Here is a 14,642-nt window from a genome sequence, read left to right as displayed (position 1 = left end):
CGGTCAGCGGACCGGGGGCGCTTTGTCGTCGTTCGGCTCAGACGACCGACGTGTCGGTGGGCTTGAGCTCGTCCTCGGGGGCCTTGGCGTTCTGGATGGCCATCGCGCGCACCAGCTTGGCGTAGCGCAGCTCCAGTTCCTTGAAGCGCAGGAACGTGTTGATCGTGGCGAACCCGAACGCGACGACCAGGCCGTAGAGCAGCAGGTCGGTGCCACGGCCGACGCCGAGGAAGTTGGCGATCGCACTGACCTCGCCCGGCAGCAGCACGGCGAGGACGCCGAACAGCATGAACACCGAGAAGCCGATCTTGACTCCGGCCGCGGTCTTGCTCTTGCCGTGGTGGCGCAGGAAGAGGAACAGCAGCACCACGACGGAGACGATGAGCAGGATCTGGATCAACATGTCAGTGCCTCGAACCCCTCATGACACCGTCGAAGACGATGTTCACGCCGTTGATGAGCGACTGCCCCTTGGCCATCGAGTACTCGGTGTAGAGGATCGTCACGTGCTCCTCGGCGACCCTCCACTTGTGGTGGTCGACCAGTTCGACGATCTCCGAGGCGTGGCCCATGCCGTTGCTGGTGATGTTCAGCTTGTTCGCGACCGTGCGGTTGAACACCCGCAGCCCGTTGTGCGCGTCGGTCAGGCCCAGCCGGCGGGTGCGCGGGCTGAGCAGCACCACGGTCTTGAGCACGAACCGCTTGATCCAGGGGATGTGGCTCGTGTCGGCGCCGGCGAGGAACCGGGTGCCGACGACGATGTCGAGGTCCTCGCTCTGCAGTCGCTTGAGCATCCGCACCACGTCGTCGACCTGGTGCTGACCGTCGGCGTCGAAGGTGACGAAGTACTTCGCCCCCGGCTGGGCCTTCGCATAGCTGACGCCGGTCTGCAGCGCGGCGCCCTGGCCGAGGTTCACCGGGTGGCGCACCAGGTGGGCGCCCGCCAGCTGGATCTGCTCGGCGGAGGCGTCGGCGCTGCCGTCGTCCACGCAGACGATGTTCGGGAACGTCTGCCTGGCGTTGCGCACGACGTCCCCGATGACCTGGGCCTCGTTGTACACGGGAACGACCAGCCAGACGTCGGACCATTCAGCCACCGGGGTCCTCCAGGACTCCATATGTCTTGTGCACTACCGAAATCTGTGGAAAGCGCTGCCAGTGTAGTGCAGCGCTTCGTCCATTCGTGTCTGGTACCGCGGCCGCTCAGGACCCGGCGAGCGCGCTGCCGGCGGGAAGGTGCTCGGCGCTGGTCCTGCCCCTCAGCCCGTCCAGCAGGCCCTGCCCCATCGCGCGCAGCCGGGCGCCGCGGGGCTTCTCGTACAACGCCGTCAGCAGCGCCCAGCGGACCATGATCAGGATCGAGGTCAGGCACCACACCGGCGACCGGCGCAGGTTCTCCTTCACCAGCAGCACGCCGTTGCGGATCACCCAGTAGAGCCTCCATTTCGGGTGGTGGGTGACCCGGACGTGCCCGACGAGGAACCGGTGCTCGCGGACCTCGCCGAGCGAGTGCGGGAGCTTGACCCGCTTGTCCTGCACGATCCGCATCCCCGTCCGCCGCAGCCGCAGGCAGAAGTCCTGGTCGACGCAGTCCACGAAGAAGTCCTCGCGGAACCCGCCCAGCTCCTCGAGCAGCGAGCGCCGCACCACCATGCCGGAGGTGATCACGGCGTCGCGGTCGGCGACCTGCGGCCGCAACGCCGTGCGCGGATCGATGTACGACTGGCGCGCGGCGTCCCAGGGAGCGGGGGCGGCGGCGCCGACGGTGGGGTCGGCCAGGTGGGCGGCCAGCAGGCCGACCAGCTCACCGGAGAGCACCGAGTCCTGGTCGAGCAGCAGCACGGCCTCGGAGCCGGGCGCCATCTCCCGCACGCCCAGGTTGAGCGCGCCCGCGAGCCCGAGGTTGCCTTCCGGGCGCAGCACGCGCACCCCTTCCGGCAGCTCACCGCGCAGCAGCTCCGCGCCGCCGGGGGTGTTGTCCACCACCAGCACCTCGACGCAGGACGCCTTCGCGGCCTCGACGACGGCCAGCAGCCGCTGGTCGGGGTGGTAGGCCGTCGCGATCGCCGTGATCTTGTCGGTCATCGGGTGGTTCGCTCCCTGGGTTCGGCGAGGGCCGGCACCGGCGCGTCGGCCGCGGGTGGCCGGGCACGTCCGGTCTCCCGCACGAGGACGACCGCCATGGCCGAGACGAGGGCGACGGGTCCGGCCGAGGTCGTCAGCACGGCGGAGGTGATCGGATCCGCGGGCAGCGCGAACGCCAGCACCATGGCGGCCGCGCCGATCAGGTAGGACACGAGCACCATCCGGTGCTTGCCCAGCGCCAGCAGCGCGGGCTGCGTGACGTTCGAGGTCATCAGGAACAGGGTGCCGATGCCGAGACCGGCCATGGCCACGGCCGGCAGCTGCGCGGGCTGACCGAGGTAGAGGCCGAGCAACCACGGGCCGGCGGTGCCCAGCAGGACGATGGCGACCACTCCGAGCACGACGCACGCGGCGGCCGTCCGGAAGGTCTGCCTGCGCAACCCGGGGAGGTCGCCGCTGGCCACCGAGGTGGCCAGCCGCGGCAGGAGCATCGTCTGGAGCGGGACGAAGGCGAACATCGGCAGCCGGGTGAGGGTGACCGCGCCGGCAATCGCCGTGGCCAGCGCGAAGTCCACCGCCGGCAGCGACGCGATCATCACCGGTGGCAGGTTGACGATGGCCTGGTTGGTCAGGTTGGCCACGACCACCAGCACCAGGGCCGTCGAGACGCCGAACCGGATCTTGCCGGCCCCCTCGACCTCCGGAGGGGCGACCGCCGACGAGGCGCGCCAGTCGCGGTGGCCACCGATCCACAGCAGCGCCACGCCGAGCAGCGCCGCGAAGAGCTGGCCGAGCACGAAGACCAGGCCGAACGGCCACGCGGAGTCGGCGCCGGCCAGCCACAGCACGACGCAGGGCACCAACCGGGACAGGCCCTCGGCGGCGAGGGTCGCCGAGTAGGAGCCGAAGCGCTGGCTGCCCGCGAGGGCACCGCGGACGGAGGAGGCGGCCCACGCGGAGACCAGGCTCACGAAGAGCAGGCCCACGAGCTCCCAGTGCCCCTGCAACGACCCGCCGACCAGCACGGGCGACAGCACCAGCAGGACGGCGGTGGCGGGTACCAGCAGCCTGGCGCCCTGCAGGGCCACGAAGCGGGCCACGGGCGCGACCGGCCCGCCGAGCGCGCGCTGCCTGCTCACCGCGCGCGACATCTCCTGCTCGACGCCGCTGAACACGCCGAGCGCGATCGTGTTGACCAGGAAGTAGAGGCTCGCGAGCGCCGCGACACCCTGCCGGTCGATCCCGGAGCGGCTGATCACGGCGAGGAACGCGGCGCCGGAGAGGACGACCAGCGCGAGCCCGATGCCCATCAACGGCATCGGCCCGCGCAGCAAACGGAGGAGTCTCATGCCCAGCCTGTCGGTCAAGGTGGTCACGGCCCGGATCGCGCGTTCCGCGCGGGACGACCGCCCCAGGCCCGACCGGACCAGCCTAACGGACGCCCGGAAAGCCCCCGGCGTGCCTCTGTAGCATCGGCCGCGCACGTGCGGCGACCCCGCCACCGCCTCGCAGGCACCGTGCCGCCGACTCCCGAGGAGCCCGTTACCGATGACCGATCTCGTCATCACCGCTGTCGTCACCGCCTACCACCCGGACGACCGGCTCACAGCAGTGGTGGAGGCGGCTCTGGTGACCTGCGCCGACGTCATCGTCGTCGACAACACGCCGACCGGGGTGGCCTCGCCGGCGGAAGGGCTGGCCGGTCCGCGGGTCGAGGTGCTCCGGTCCGGTCGCAACGGTGGTCTCGCGGGAGCGCTGAACGACGCGGTCCGCGCGCTGCCGGAGAAGACCGAGGCGGTCCTCGTGCTCGACCAGGACTCGGTCCTGCCCGACGGGCTGGTGGCGACGCTCGCCGCCCACCTCGCCGACCCGTCCATCGGCGTCATCGCACCCACTCCGGTCGACGCGGCGGACGGCACTACCTACGAGCGCTTCTCCCCCACCGGCGACGGGCTGGTGGACCAGGACTCCGTCATCACGTCCGGCATGGTCGTGCGGCGCTCGGTCCTCGACGCGGCCGGCCCGTTCCGCGACGAGTTCTTCGTCGACTGGGTCGACAACGACTTCTGCCTCCGGCTGCGCCGCAACGGCGTGCGGATCGTGCAGGACATGGCGACCCGGCTGCCGCACTCGATCGGCGACCGGCGCGAGCACCGGTTCCTGGGCCGCACGGTCAAGGTGCTGCGCTACTCGGCGTGGCGGCACTACTGGATCACCCGCAACGGCCTCGTGATGATCCGCGAGAACGTCAGGAGCAACCCGCGCTGGTCGCTGATGGCGCTGCTCTACATCGGGCGGCAGGCCCTGACCACCGCCGTGTTCGAGCCGTCGCGCGGCGCCAACGTCAAGGCGATCGCCGGCGGTGTCCGCGACGCCGTGCTGAACCGGACGACCGCCAGGTACCTGCCCGCGGGAACCTCCTACCGCGCCGGTGCCGACCACACGGAGGTCGGACGGTGAGGTCACCGCTCCGGTGACGGCTCGCCACCCCCGGCGGCCGGGCCGGCACGCCCGTCAGGCGGTGCGGAAGTACTCCACGGTCCGCTCGGCGCCGGTCTTGACGTCGACCTCGGGCACCCACCCGAGGTCGCGCGCCGCCTTCGACGCGTCGAGCGCCGACGCCCGCAGGTCACCGAGTCGCGCGGGGGCGTACTCCGGGGTGTCGGGAGCGCCTGCCGCCGCGGCGACGAGGCTGTGCAGGTCCTTGTCCGACACCTGCTGACCGGTGCCGATGTTGTAGCGCCGGCCGCCACCGTTCTCACCGGACGCCGCCACGAAGGCCGCGACCACGTCCTCGACGAAGACGTAGTCGCGCGTGTTGCCGCCGTCGCCGAAGAGCTTCGTCGGCTTCCCGGCCAGCAGGGCGTTCGCGAAGATCGCCACCACGCCGGCCTCGCCGTGCGGGTCCTGCCGCGGGCCGTACACGTTCGCCAGGGCGAGGTGCGTGCACTCCAGGCCGTAGAGCTGGCGGTAGGTGTTCAGGTACACCTCGCCGGAGACCTTGCTCGCCGCGTACGGCGACTTCGGGTTGATCGGCACGGCCTCGGAGACCGGCAGCTCGTCCGGGGTGCCGTAGATCGAGCCGCCGGACGACGCGAAGCAGATCTTGCGCACGCCGGCCTTGCGGGCGGCCTCCGCGACGTTGATCGTCCCGATGACGTTCTGCTGCGCGTCGAGGATCGGGTCGGCGACGCTGACGCGGACGTCGATCTGCGCGGCCAGGTGGTGGACCACCTCGGGACCGAACCCGGCGACGACGTCGGCGAGCCCGGGGTCGCCGATGTCGAGCCGGGTGAAGGAGTACCGGTCGGCGTGCGCGGGGTCGGCGGGAGCGGTGCGGGTGCCGCGGCGCAGGTCGTCGACGACGTGGACCTCGTGCCCGTCGCGCAGCAGGCGGTCGACCAGGGTGGAGCCGATGAAACCGGCGCCGCCGGTCACGAGAGCACGCACGGAGAACCTCTTCGAGTCGGGATGTGCCGGTTCGCGCCCAGGGTAGCCACGGTTCAGAACCACCGTTCCAGCACCATGGCGACGCCGTCCTCGGAGTTCGGGCCGGTGACCTCGTCCGCCGCGGCCTTCGCGGCCTCGTGACCGTTGGCCATCGCCACGCCGTGTCCCGCCCACCGGAGCATCTCCACGTCGTTCGGCATGTCCCCGAACGCGATGACGTGCTCGGGTTCGACGCCGAACCGCTCCGCCACGTCGGCCAGCCCGGAGGCCTTCGTGACGCCGTGCACCGCGATCTCGACCAGGCCGTGGTCCGTGGAGTAGGTGAGGTCGACCTCGCCGTGCAGCACCTCGTTGATCGCCCGCGCCATCTCATCGCTGGTCATGGCGCTGTTGCGGGCCAGCAGCTTCACCGCGGGACGGCCGAGCGTCTCCGCGCGGCTCAGCCCGCTGTGCGGCCCCTCCGGCCACGGGTGGGTGTAGCTGAGCTCGGCGACGAACGTCAGCTCGTCCTCGGGCCTGCCGACCAGCTCGACCGCGTACGTGCAGTCGTCGATCACGCTGTCGACCGCGGCCACGACGTCGTGCAGCTGCACCGGGCTGAGCGTGCGCGCCCAGACGATCTCGTCGCGGCCGATGTCGTAGAGCACCGCGCCGTTCGCGCACACGGCGAACCCGTCGAGCCCCGCCTCGCCGGCGATGCGCGGGACCCAGCGCGGCGGCCGGCCGGTGGCCAGGACGAACGGCACGCCTGCCGCGAGCACGCGCGCGACGACCGCCGCCGTGCGCCGGCTCACGGACTCCAAGGTGCTGAGCAGGGTTCCATCGACGTCGGAGGCGACCAGGCGCGGCTGTTCCACACCGACATCTTGCCTTGTCAATTACCCGAGCCAAGTTCGTTGGACGCTGAACAGCTGGTTACCGTACGTCCGTGCGCGCTGGAATCGTGATTCTCCCGGAACACCGATGGTGGATCGCCGAAGCCAAGTGGCGCGCAGCGGAGGAGTACGGGTTCCACCACGCGTGGACCTACGACCACCTCGGCTGGCGCACGCTGGTGGACGGCCCGTGGTTCGGCGCTGTCCCGACCCTGACAGCCGCGGCGATGGTCACCTCGCGCATCAGGCTCGGCACGTTCGTCGCGAGCCCGAACTTCCGCCACCCCGTGCCGTTCGCGCGGGAGCTGATGGCGATCGACGACGTCTCCGACGGCCGGTTCACGCTCGGCGTCGGCGCTGGTGGGGCCGGGTACGACACGACGGTGACCGGCGCGAAGCCGTTGCTGCCGGGCGACCGGACGGCCCGGTTCGGCGAGTTCGTCGAGCTGCTCGACCAGCTGCTGTACCAGGAGCGCACGACGTGGCAGGGCCGGTTCTACTCGGCGGAGGAGGCCCGCAGCGCGCCCGGTTGCGTGCAACGGCCGCGGCTGCCGTTCGTGGTCGCGGCGAACGGCCCGAAGGCGATGACCATCGCGGCGAGGTACGGCCAGGGCTGGGTCACGACCGGTCCGGAGACCGAGGACCACGAGACGTGGTGGCGCGGCGTCGCGGAGATGGCCGAGCGCTTCACTGAGACGTTGGCCACGCAGGGCCGCACGTCGCGGGTGAACCGCTACCTCAACCTCGACTCGGCGCCGGTGTACTCGCTGTCGAGCGTCGAGTGCTTCGTCGACGCCGTCGGCAGGGCCGCTGAGCTGGGCTTCACGGACGTGGTGGCGCACTGGCCGCGGCACGACGGCGTCTACGCGGGCAGCGAGCAGGTCGTGGAGAACGTCGCGGCGGACGTTCTGCCGACGCTGGACCGGCACCTGTAACGGCTGGGGCCCCTGTTCTAGATTCCGTCATCGTGCGCTCTGTTGTGGTGATCGGTGGCGGAATCGTCGGCCTGGCGGTGGCCGCCGAGCTGGCCGCGCGCGGCGACCGCGTGACGGTGCTGGAGAAGGAGGCGCGCTGGGGCGCCCACCAGACCGGCCACAACTCGAACGTCGTGCACGCGGGCCTGTACTACAAGCCGGGGTCGCTCAAGGCGCGGATGTCCGTGGCCGGTAACGCGTCGATGATCGCCTTCGCCCGTGAGCACGACGTGCCGGTCGAGGTGTGCGGGAAGCTCGTCGTGGCGACGTCGGACGAGGAGCTGCCACGCCTGCACGACCTGGCCGCGCGCGCCGAGGCCAACGGCGTGCCCGCCAAGCTCGTCTCCGCCGCGGAGGCGCGCGCCTACGAGCCCGAGGTGGCCTGCGTGGCCGCGTTGCGCGTCGAGAGCACCGGGATCATCGACTACCCGGCCGTCTGCGCCGCCCTCGTGCGGTCGCTCGACGGCCACGACCTGCGGTTGTCCTCACCGGCCCTCGCGATCAGGACCGCCGGCGCGAAGGTCGAGGTGGCGACGCCGCAGGGGGTCGTGCGCGCCGACGCGCTGGTGAACTGCGCAGGCCTGCAGAGCGACCGGATCGCGCGGCTCGCCGGACTCTCCCCCGCCGCGAAGATCGTGCCGTTCCGCGGGGAGTACTACGAGCTCAAGCGCACATCGCTGGTGCGCGGGCTGATCTACCCGGTGCCGGACCCGACGCTGCCGTTCCTCGGCGTGCACCTCACGCGCATGCTCGACGGCTCGGTGCACTGCGGCCCGAACGCGGTGCTCGCGTTGCGGCGCGAGGGCTACCGGTGGAGTGACGTGTCGCTGGCCGACATCGCCGACGTGGCGCGGTTCCCCGGCACCTGGCGACTCGCGCGCAAGTACGCCCGCACCGGCGTCGACGAGGTGCTGAGGTCGTTGTCCCGCAAGCGCTTCGCCGCCTCACTGGCCCGGCTCGTGCCGGCCGTGCGCGAGGACGACCTGGTGCGCGCCGAGAGCGGCGTGCGGGCGCAGGCGATGCGGCCGGACGGGTCGCTCGTCGACGACTTCCTGATCCAGACCGCGCCACGCCAGGTGCACGTGCTGAACGCGCCTTCTCCGGCGGCCACGGGTTCGCTGGAGATAGCGAAGCACGTGGCCGCCGAAGTGACTAGCGCGGCTTGAGCACGTCCAGGCCGAGGAACGGCCGCAGCGCCTCGGGGACGGTGACCGAGCCGTCGGCGTTCTGGTGGTTCTCCAGGATCGAGACGATCCACCGGGTCGTGGCCAGGGTGCCGTTGAGCGTGGCCGCGATCTGCGTCTTGCCGTTGTCGTCCCGGTAGCGCACGTTGAGGCGGCGCGCCTGGAACGTGGTGCAGTTCGACGTGGACGTCAGCTCGAGGAACCGCTGCTGCGACGGCACCCACGCCTCGCAGTCGAACTTGCGGTAGGCCGACATGCCGAGGTCGCCCGTCGCCGTGTCGATGACGCGGTAGGGCACCTCGATCTTGCCGAGCATCTCCTCTTCCCAGGCGAGCAGCTTCGCGTGCTCCGCCTCGGCGTCCTCCGGCTTGACGTAGCAGAACATCTCGACCTTGTTGAACTGGTGCACGCGGATGATGCCGCGGGTGTCCTTGCCGTACGACCCGGCCTCGCGCCGGTAGCACGACGACCAGCCCGCGTACCGCTTCTCCCCGTCGAGGATCTCGTCCGCGTGGTATCCGGCGAGCGGCACCTCCGACGTGCCGACGAGGTACAGGTCGTCGGCGGGCAGGTGGTAGATCTCGCTCGAGTGCGCGCCGAGGAACCCGGTGCCCGCCATGATCTCCGGCCGCACCAGCGTGGGCGTGATCATGAGCTCGAACCCGTTGGCCGTGGCCTGCGCCGCCGCCATGTTGAGCAACGCGAGCTCGAGCTGCGCGCCGACGCCCTTGAGGAAGTAGAACCGGCTGCCGCCGACCTTGGCCCCGCGCTCCATGTCGATCGCGCCGAGCTTGGCACCGAGGTCGAGGTGGTCGAGCGGCTCGAAGTCGAACGCGCGCGGCTCCCCGACGTGCTTGACGATCCGGAAGTCGTCCTCGCCGCCGACCGGCGCGTCCGGGTGCACCAGGTTGGGGATCTTCGTGAGCAGCTCGTCGACCTCGGCGGCGGTGGCGTTCTGCTCGGCCTCGGCGGCCTTGACCTCGGCGGCCAGGTCCTTCGCCTTGACCAGCAGAGCGGCCTTCTCGTCGCCCTTGGCCCTGCCGACCTCCTTGCCGAACGCCTTCTGCTCGGCGCGCAGGGTGTCCGCGCGGGAGATGGCACTGCGCCTGCGCTCGTCAGCGGACAGCAGGGAGTCGACGACGCCCTCGTCCTCGCCACGGGCACGCTGCGACGCGCGCACGATCTCCGGGTTCTCGCGCAACACCTTGAGGTCAATCACCTGGAGAAGGGTAGTCCCCGCCGCTTTCGCACTTCACGCGGATATCCCGTTCACGCTGTTCAAAGCGTCCTGGTGGTCGCGGACCCACGTGGCGAACGTCGTGGCAGGGCGGGACATGGCGCGGACCACGCCACCACGCTGGTCCTGCGCGTGGTGCCGGCCCAGGACCGGCCGTGGGCCGAGATCGCCGCCGACGCCGGCTTCCACGACCAGGCGCACCTGACCGGTGAGCTCCGCAGGCTGATGGGCGTCTCGCCCGCGGCGTTCCGCCGGGGTGAGCTGCCGCCCGCGACCCGCTGTCACGCAGAAGGACCCGGCGCCTGAGCACCGGGTCCTTCTGGAGGAACGAGGCCTAGTAGATCGCGAACGCGACCACGAGACCGAGGGCCATGTGCGCGGCGGCGACGACGACCGACGCGGGCGCGAACCGGTCCGACTCGATGATCGAGCCGATGTCCAGCCTGGTCACCCACTCCAGCAACCGCACGGCCGCGACCTGCACGATGATGCCGACGATGCCGTAGATCAGCGAGGTGAGCAGGCCCTCGTCGAGCTTGCCGACGGCGCTGAGGATCGCCACGACGACGATGAACGCCATCGAGACCAGGCCGGAGGCCGTCACGATCACGGCGTTCGGCGCACCGTTGCGGACCAGGATCGACAGCTTGCCCGGCGTCGTCCAGTCGATCGCGTAGAAGCCGAACACCATGAGGACGAGACCGACGACGGCGTACAGCGCGATCGCGCCGATGCCCCGGCCGATGGCGGAACCGAAGCCCGGGTCCAACGCGAGGTCGTACGTCATGTGCTGTTCCCTTTCGGAGTCTTACTCAACAATTCGATGCGGCACGAACGCCGCGCCATCGTCGGTCACGAGACCGACCGTTTCCCGGATGCCGAGGCCTGCCGACGTGTCGCCGACGACCCAGGCGCCCAACGCGGGGCGGTAGCCGTCGAAGTCCGGAAGCGGATCGAACAGCTGGTAAACGAAACCTTCCTTGCCGTACACGCCACCCGTCTGCGTCTCGTAGCCGGGAGCGACGATCTGGATGTTCGACCCCTCGCGGCCGAGCAGCGGCTTGCGCACGTACTCGGTGAGCATCCCGGGGTCGTTCAGGTAGGCCGGGAGCAGGTTGGGGTGGCCGGGGTGCATCTCCCACAGGACCGCGAGCAGCGCCTTGTTGGAGAGCAGCATCTTCCACAGCGGCTCGAGCCACAGGGTGCCGGGCAGCGACTCGACGGCGTGGCGGCCGAACTGCTCCTCGACCACCCACTCCCACGGGTAGAGCTTGAACACCGTGCCCATCGGCGCCTCTTCGAGGTCGACGAACCGGTTGAGCAGCGTGTCCCAGCCGATGTCCTCCATCGCGATGCCCACGGTGTTCAGCCCGGCCTCGGCGGCCGTCTCCTGCAGGCAGGCGGTGGTGAGGTGGTCCTCGCCGGACGGGTCGGCGCTCGACCAGCTGAAGTGCAGCTCGCCGGACGGCAGCTTGGCGCCGATCTCGGTCCAGCGCTCGACCAGGCGCTCGTGCAGCGAGTTCCACTGGTCGTCGTCCGGGAAGACCTCGGTCTTCCAGTACCACTGGATGTACGCGGCCTCCAGCAGCGACGTGGGGGTGTCCGCGTTGTACTCGAGCAGCTTCGCGGGACCGGACCCGTCGTAGCGCAGGTCGAAGCGGCCGTACACGTGCGGGTCGCGGCGCCGCCACGACTCGGCGATGTGCGGCCAGACCCACTCGGGGATGCCGAAGTCGCGGTAGCGCTCGGTCAGGACGACGTTGTCCACCGCGTCGAGGCACATGGAGTGGAGCAGCTCGACGTCGGCTTCGAGCGAGAGGATCTCGCTCATCTCGAACACGTAGTGCACGGACTCGTCCCAGTAGGGGCGGTCGGCGCCGTTCGCGTACTTCGCGGGCAGCCCGAACACCAGGCCCTGGTCGGAGACCGTCCGCTGCCAGTTCGGCCGCGGATGTGAGCTTTCACGACGCAACTGTGCTCAGCCTCCGCTGCTCTTCGAGCCGCCGCTGCTGACGCCGAACCCGCCGCGCTGGACGGACGTGCCCGACTTGGTCGAGACGTTCGCGCCCTTGGGGATCGTGTAGCTGCCGCCGACGGCCTTCTGCCCGACCGAGCCCGTGCCGCCGTAGTTGTAGCGGTACGAGGAGCCACCGATGTAGATGAAGCCACCGCTCGAGTACCCACCGTGACTGCGGTAGTAGCTGTCGGAGCAGTAGTCGTCGTCGACGATGACGTTGTTCTGGTCGGTGCACTGCGCGGTGACGTTCTTCGGGCTCGCCGCCGCGTACCAGATCGCGACCAGCGCGATCACGCCCACGGTGACACCACCACCGATGAGCAGGCGCTTTCGCGTCTTCCGCTTCTTCTCGAAGGCGGCGGACTCGGCAGCGAACCGCTCCTGCTGCGCCTTCTGCGCGGCGGCACGGGCGCGCTGTTCGGCGACGCTCGGCTGACGCGGCTGGGTCACGCCCGCCTGCTGCTGCCGGATCTTGCCCTTGGTGGGCTTCTGCGGCACAGGCTGGTTCGATCCCTGCTGGTCAGGCGCAGGCTGGTACGGCGGCGGTTGCTGCGGTTGTCCGGGCGGTCCCGACTGCGGCGTCGGCTGGCCAGGCTCTGGCAAGTTTTTGTCAGTCATCACCACTCCCGCGGGCAAGGTACCTAGCGAGACGGCGGAAACACGGCCGATTCAGTGACGAGTGTCCTAAAAGCAACACTCGACCCAACCCGGCGCACAGCCGCCTCACACGGCACGGGCATCATGGATGAGATGTCTCCGAGCGCCGGTTGGTTGAGTCGATCTGGTCACATCCGCGACACGCGGGTCGTGATGGTCGGCGCTTTCGTGGGCGCCTTCAGCTTGTTGATGTTGTCCGCGTTCACCTCCGTGCTGGCCGGCGGGCCGCTCGGAACGAAGCGCGAACTGGTCAACGCGGCGTACCAGGCCGTCGCCGGCGAGTGCCTGAACTGGGAAAAGGCCGATCTGGCCGACGCGCAGAAGGTCGACTGCTCCGCCGCGCACAAGTTCGAGGTGACCGGCACGGCGGACATCACGGCCGCCTACCCGAAGGAAGCGCCGTTCCCGAACGCCGAGGCGTGGGAGAAGATCGCCCAGGAAAACTGCGCCCAGGCATCGGCCACCTACATGGCCGGCAAGCTCGACCCGAAGGGCAAGTACGGCGTCAGCACGCTGAACCCGGACGAGCACCGGTGGTCGAGCGGTTACCGTCAGTTGCGATGCGGCCTCCAGGTCACCGCCCCGTCCGGCGCCGCCCTGCCGTCGTACGGCACCGCGAAGTCGCAGGACCAGTCGAGCGTGTACGACCCCGGCGTCTGCCTGGCGCTCGCCGAGAACAACACGGTCGGCGACCCGATCGAGTGCGCGAAGCCGCACGCGTTCGAGATCGTCGGCGTCGTGCAGCACCCCGAGGGCCCGTTCCTGCCGGTCGAGCAGCAGGACACCGTAATGTCGGAGAAGTGCGCCGCGATCGCCAACGACTACACCGGCGGCGCCGACCTGAAAGCCAAGGGCCTGGCGTTCACGTGGGACACGCGGGCGGAGGAGAGCTGGGCCGTCGGCTCCCGCAAGGCCAACTGCAAGATCGGCGCCATCCCCCAGGGCAACAACCTGGTGGCGTGGAAGGACAGCGTCCGCAACCCCAACGGCGCCCCGCTGACCACCTCGAACCCGCCGCAGACCACCTCGGTCCGCCCGCAGGACGAACCGACCGGCGCGCCGCTGCACTCGGAGTCGGGCCAGCCACCCTCGGAGTCCGGCAAGCCGTCCGAGTCCGGCAAACCCGACAAGTCCTCCTCCAGCGCCCCGACGACGACCTCCGAGAACCGATGACCGTCGAGATGACGAGGGCCCGCTTCGACGAGCTGGTCGAGGAGGCGCTGGACCTGGTCCCGCCGGAGTTCACGCACGCGATGAACAACGTCGTGGTGCTCGTAGAGGACCGCAACCCGGACGAGCCGTCCCTGCTGGGCCTCTACCAGGGCATCGCGCTGACCGAGCGCTCGACGGACTACGGCGGCGCGCTGCCGGACCACATCTTCATCTACCGGGACGCGATCCTCGACGTGTGCGACACGGAGGACGACGTGGTGGAGGAGGTCACCATCACCGTTGTGCACGAGATCGCGCACCACTTCGGGGTGGATGACGCTCGGTTGCACGAGCTGGGCTGGGGTTAGGGCCTGCCAGGGGCGGGGCTGCGCGTTGCGGGGCTGCGGCGCGTTGGGAGGGGGCCTGCGCTCGGCGGGTAGAGGCCGCACGGTGGGCGGGGCTGCGTTCGATGGGCGGGAGCTGCGTTCGGCGGGCGGGCCCGCGCGTGGGCGGCCGGTCGGTGTGGCTTCAGGGCCGGCCTGGGGTCGGGCGTGGCTGGTTGCGCTGCCTCTGGACGCTCGCGGGGCTGGAGTGGTGGTGGCCGCGACGAGAGGTGGCCGTGTGCGCGTGACGCTCGACTCGGCACTGTTCCCCGACACGTCGCCGGAACCCAGAGTGGTGGTGGCCGCGACGATAGGTGTTCGTGTGTGTGAGGCCGACGAGGTTGACGCGGTCGCGCCTGATGCGGCCCGGAGCCTCATGTGGTCGGGCCCGATGTGGCTCGGCCCGATGTGACCTGGCCACATCTGACCTGGCCCGATGCGGCCGGGCCTGCCCAGCGCTGTTCACGGACGCGCCGTCCTGCCCGGAGTGGTAGTGGCCGCGACGATGAGCGCGCGTGTGCGCGTGAAGCTCGACTGAGCCTCCGCCACGGCACGTCGCCGGAACCAGAGTGGTGGTGGCCGCTCCGAGAGGCGTCCGTGCGCGCGAGCCGTCCCATGCGCGTCCGCG

The 14,642-nt window shown here is 70.4% G+C and carries 16 protein-coding genes; 6 read left to right on the top strand and 10 right to left on the bottom strand.

What is annotated here, in order from left to right:
• Nucleotides 1-37: 37 nt before the first annotated feature.
• From ACFWV3_RS42670 to ACFWV3_RS42655, 4 genes are all read right to left on the bottom strand, one after another.
• The gene (locus ACFWV3_RS42670) at nucleotides 38-403 is read right to left on the bottom strand and encodes a DUF2304 domain-containing protein (RefSeq protein WP_382419679.1); all 366 of its coding nucleotides are present in this window, start codon (nucleotides 401-403) and stop codon (nucleotides 38-40) included.
• A 1-nt stretch (nucleotide 404) separates the two neighbouring features.
• On the bottom strand, nucleotides 405-1,097 hold the full coding sequence (locus ACFWV3_RS42665) for a glycosyltransferase family 2 protein (RefSeq protein WP_382419678.1): 693 nt from the start codon (nucleotides 1,095-1,097) through the stop codon (nucleotides 405-407).
• A gap of 106 nt (nucleotides 1,098-1,203) precedes the next feature.
• Entirely contained in the window at nucleotides 1,204-2,085 is an 882-nt protein-coding gene (locus ACFWV3_RS42660; protein WP_382419677.1) for a glycosyltransferase, read from the bottom strand.
• Nucleotides 2,082-3,434, bottom strand: a complete 1,353-nt coding sequence (locus ACFWV3_RS42655) for a hypothetical protein (RefSeq protein ID WP_382419676.1) — start codon at nucleotides 3,432-3,434, stop codon at nucleotides 2,082-2,084. The genes ACFWV3_RS42660 and ACFWV3_RS42655 overlap by 4 nt, the downstream gene beginning before the upstream one ends.
• Before the next feature lie 199 nt (nucleotides 3,435-3,633).
• Here ACFWV3_RS42655 and ACFWV3_RS42650 point away from each other — a divergent pair, with 199 nt between their 5' ends.
• The gene (locus ACFWV3_RS42650) at nucleotides 3,634-4,545 is read left to right on the top strand and encodes a glycosyltransferase family 2 protein (protein WP_382419675.1); all 912 of its coding nucleotides are present in this window, start codon (nucleotides 3,634-3,636) and stop codon (nucleotides 4,543-4,545) included.
• A gap of 54 nt (nucleotides 4,546-4,599) precedes the next feature.
• On the opposite strand, the gene ACFWV3_RS42645 is transcribed toward ACFWV3_RS42650, so the two are convergent.
• Complete coding sequence (locus ACFWV3_RS42645; RefSeq protein WP_382419674.1) at nucleotides 4,600-5,535, bottom strand: NAD-dependent epimerase/dehydratase family protein; 936 nt, start codon at nucleotides 5,533-5,535, stop codon at nucleotides 4,600-4,602.
• A gap of 53 nt (nucleotides 5,536-5,588) precedes the next feature.
• Nucleotides 5,589-6,392 (bottom strand): HAD family hydrolase, encoded by an 804-nt coding sequence (locus ACFWV3_RS42640; RefSeq protein WP_382419673.1) that lies wholly within the window; start codon nucleotides 6,390-6,392, stop codon nucleotides 5,589-5,591.
• Between the two features lie 71 nt (nucleotides 6,393-6,463).
• On the opposite strand from ACFWV3_RS42640, the gene ACFWV3_RS42635 reads away from it, so the two are divergent.
• Both ACFWV3_RS42635 and lhgO read left to right on the top strand, forming a co-directional pair.
• A complete protein-coding gene (locus ACFWV3_RS42635; protein ID WP_382419672.1) occupies nucleotides 6,464-7,345 on the top strand; it encodes an LLM class flavin-dependent oxidoreductase in 882 nt (293 codons plus the stop codon).
• Between the two features lie 32 nt (nucleotides 7,346-7,377).
• Nucleotides 7,378-8,550: an L-2-hydroxyglutarate oxidase gene (gene lhgO / locus ACFWV3_RS42630; RefSeq protein ID WP_382419671.1), complete on the top strand. Its 1,173-nt coding sequence runs from the start codon at nucleotides 7,378-7,380 to the stop codon at nucleotides 8,548-8,550.
• Here the strand turns inward: lhgO and serS are convergent.
• Nucleotides 8,537-9,787, bottom strand: a complete 1,251-nt coding sequence (gene serS, locus ACFWV3_RS42625) for a serine--tRNA ligase (RefSeq protein ID WP_382419670.1) — start codon at nucleotides 9,785-9,787, stop codon at nucleotides 8,537-8,539. The two genes, lhgO and serS, sit on opposite strands and share 14 nt — an antisense overlap.
• Nucleotides 9,788-9,859: 72 nt before the next feature.
• Between serS and ACFWV3_RS42620 the strand changes: the two genes are divergently transcribed.
• Nucleotides 9,860-10,111, top strand: coding sequence for an AraC family transcriptional regulator (locus ACFWV3_RS42620; protein ID WP_382419669.1), 252 nt, complete (start codon nucleotides 9,860-9,862; stop codon nucleotides 10,109-10,111).
• Nucleotides 10,112-10,139: 28 nt separating this feature from the next.
• Here the strand turns inward: ACFWV3_RS42620 and ACFWV3_RS42615 are convergent, their stop codons facing one another.
• From ACFWV3_RS42615 to ACFWV3_RS42605, 3 genes are read right to left on the bottom strand one after another with little or no spacing between them, the layout of a single operon-like run.
• Entirely contained in the window at nucleotides 10,140-10,592 is a 453-nt protein-coding gene (locus tag ACFWV3_RS42615) for a DUF350 domain-containing protein (protein ID WP_382419668.1), read from the bottom strand.
• 21 nt (nucleotides 10,593-10,613) lie between these two features.
• Nucleotides 10,614-11,777, bottom strand: a complete 1,164-nt coding sequence (locus ACFWV3_RS42610; RefSeq protein ID WP_382419667.1) for a glutathionylspermidine synthase family protein — start codon at nucleotides 11,775-11,777, stop codon at nucleotides 10,614-10,616.
• A gap of 6 nt (nucleotides 11,778-11,783) precedes the next feature.
• Nucleotides 11,784-12,320, bottom strand: coding sequence for a hypothetical protein (locus ACFWV3_RS42605; RefSeq protein ID WP_382419666.1), 537 nt, complete (start codon nucleotides 12,318-12,320; stop codon nucleotides 11,784-11,786).
• A gap of 273 nt (nucleotides 12,321-12,593) precedes the next feature.
• Between ACFWV3_RS42605 and ACFWV3_RS42600 the strand changes: the two genes are divergently transcribed.
• Together ACFWV3_RS42600 and ACFWV3_RS42595 are read left to right on the top strand one after the other, a co-directional pair.
• Complete coding sequence (locus ACFWV3_RS42600; protein WP_382419665.1) at nucleotides 12,594-13,652, top strand: septum formation family protein; 1,059 nt, start codon at nucleotides 12,594-12,596, stop codon at nucleotides 13,650-13,652.
• Nucleotides 13,649-13,999, top strand: coding sequence for a metallopeptidase family protein (locus ACFWV3_RS42595; protein ID WP_382419664.1), 351 nt, complete (start codon nucleotides 13,649-13,651; stop codon nucleotides 13,997-13,999). Before ACFWV3_RS42600 ends, ACFWV3_RS42595 begins: the two co-directional genes overlap by 4 nt.
• The last annotated feature ends 643 nt before the right edge of the window (nucleotides 14,000-14,642 follow it).

It is taken from the genome of Lentzea sp. NPDC059081, assembly GCF_042738015.1.
Lineage (GTDB): Bacteria > Actinomycetota > Actinomycetes > Mycobacteriales > Pseudonocardiaceae > Lentzea.
The sequence above is the reverse complement of the archived record's forward strand: the minus strand, read 5'-3'. Positions and strand labels throughout refer to the sequence as shown.

Bases quoted from the DNA above. Each gene is read 5' to 3' on its own strand.
- ACFWV3_RS42670 (WP_382419679.1), bottom strand. From the start codon at position 403: ATGTTGATCCAGATCCTGCTCATCGTCTCCGTCGTGGTGCTGCTGTTC.
- ACFWV3_RS42660 (WP_382419677.1), bottom strand. From the start codon at position 2,085: ATGACCGACAAGATCACGGCGATCGCGACGGCCTACCACCCCGACCAG.
- ACFWV3_RS42655 (WP_382419676.1), bottom strand. From the start codon at position 3,434: ATGAGACTCCTCCGTTTGCTGCGCGGGCCGATGCCGTTGATGGGCATC.
- ACFWV3_RS42650 (WP_382419675.1), top strand. From the start codon at position 3,634: ATGACCGATCTCGTCATCACCGCTGTCGTCACCGCCTACCACCCGGAC.
- ACFWV3_RS42615 (WP_382419668.1), bottom strand. From the start codon at position 10,592: ATGACGTACGACCTCGCGTTGGACCCGGGCTTCGGTTCCGCCATCGGC.
- ACFWV3_RS42595 (WP_382419664.1), top strand. From the start codon at position 13,649: ATGACCGTCGAGATGACGAGGGCCCGCTTCGACGAGCTGGTCGAGGAG.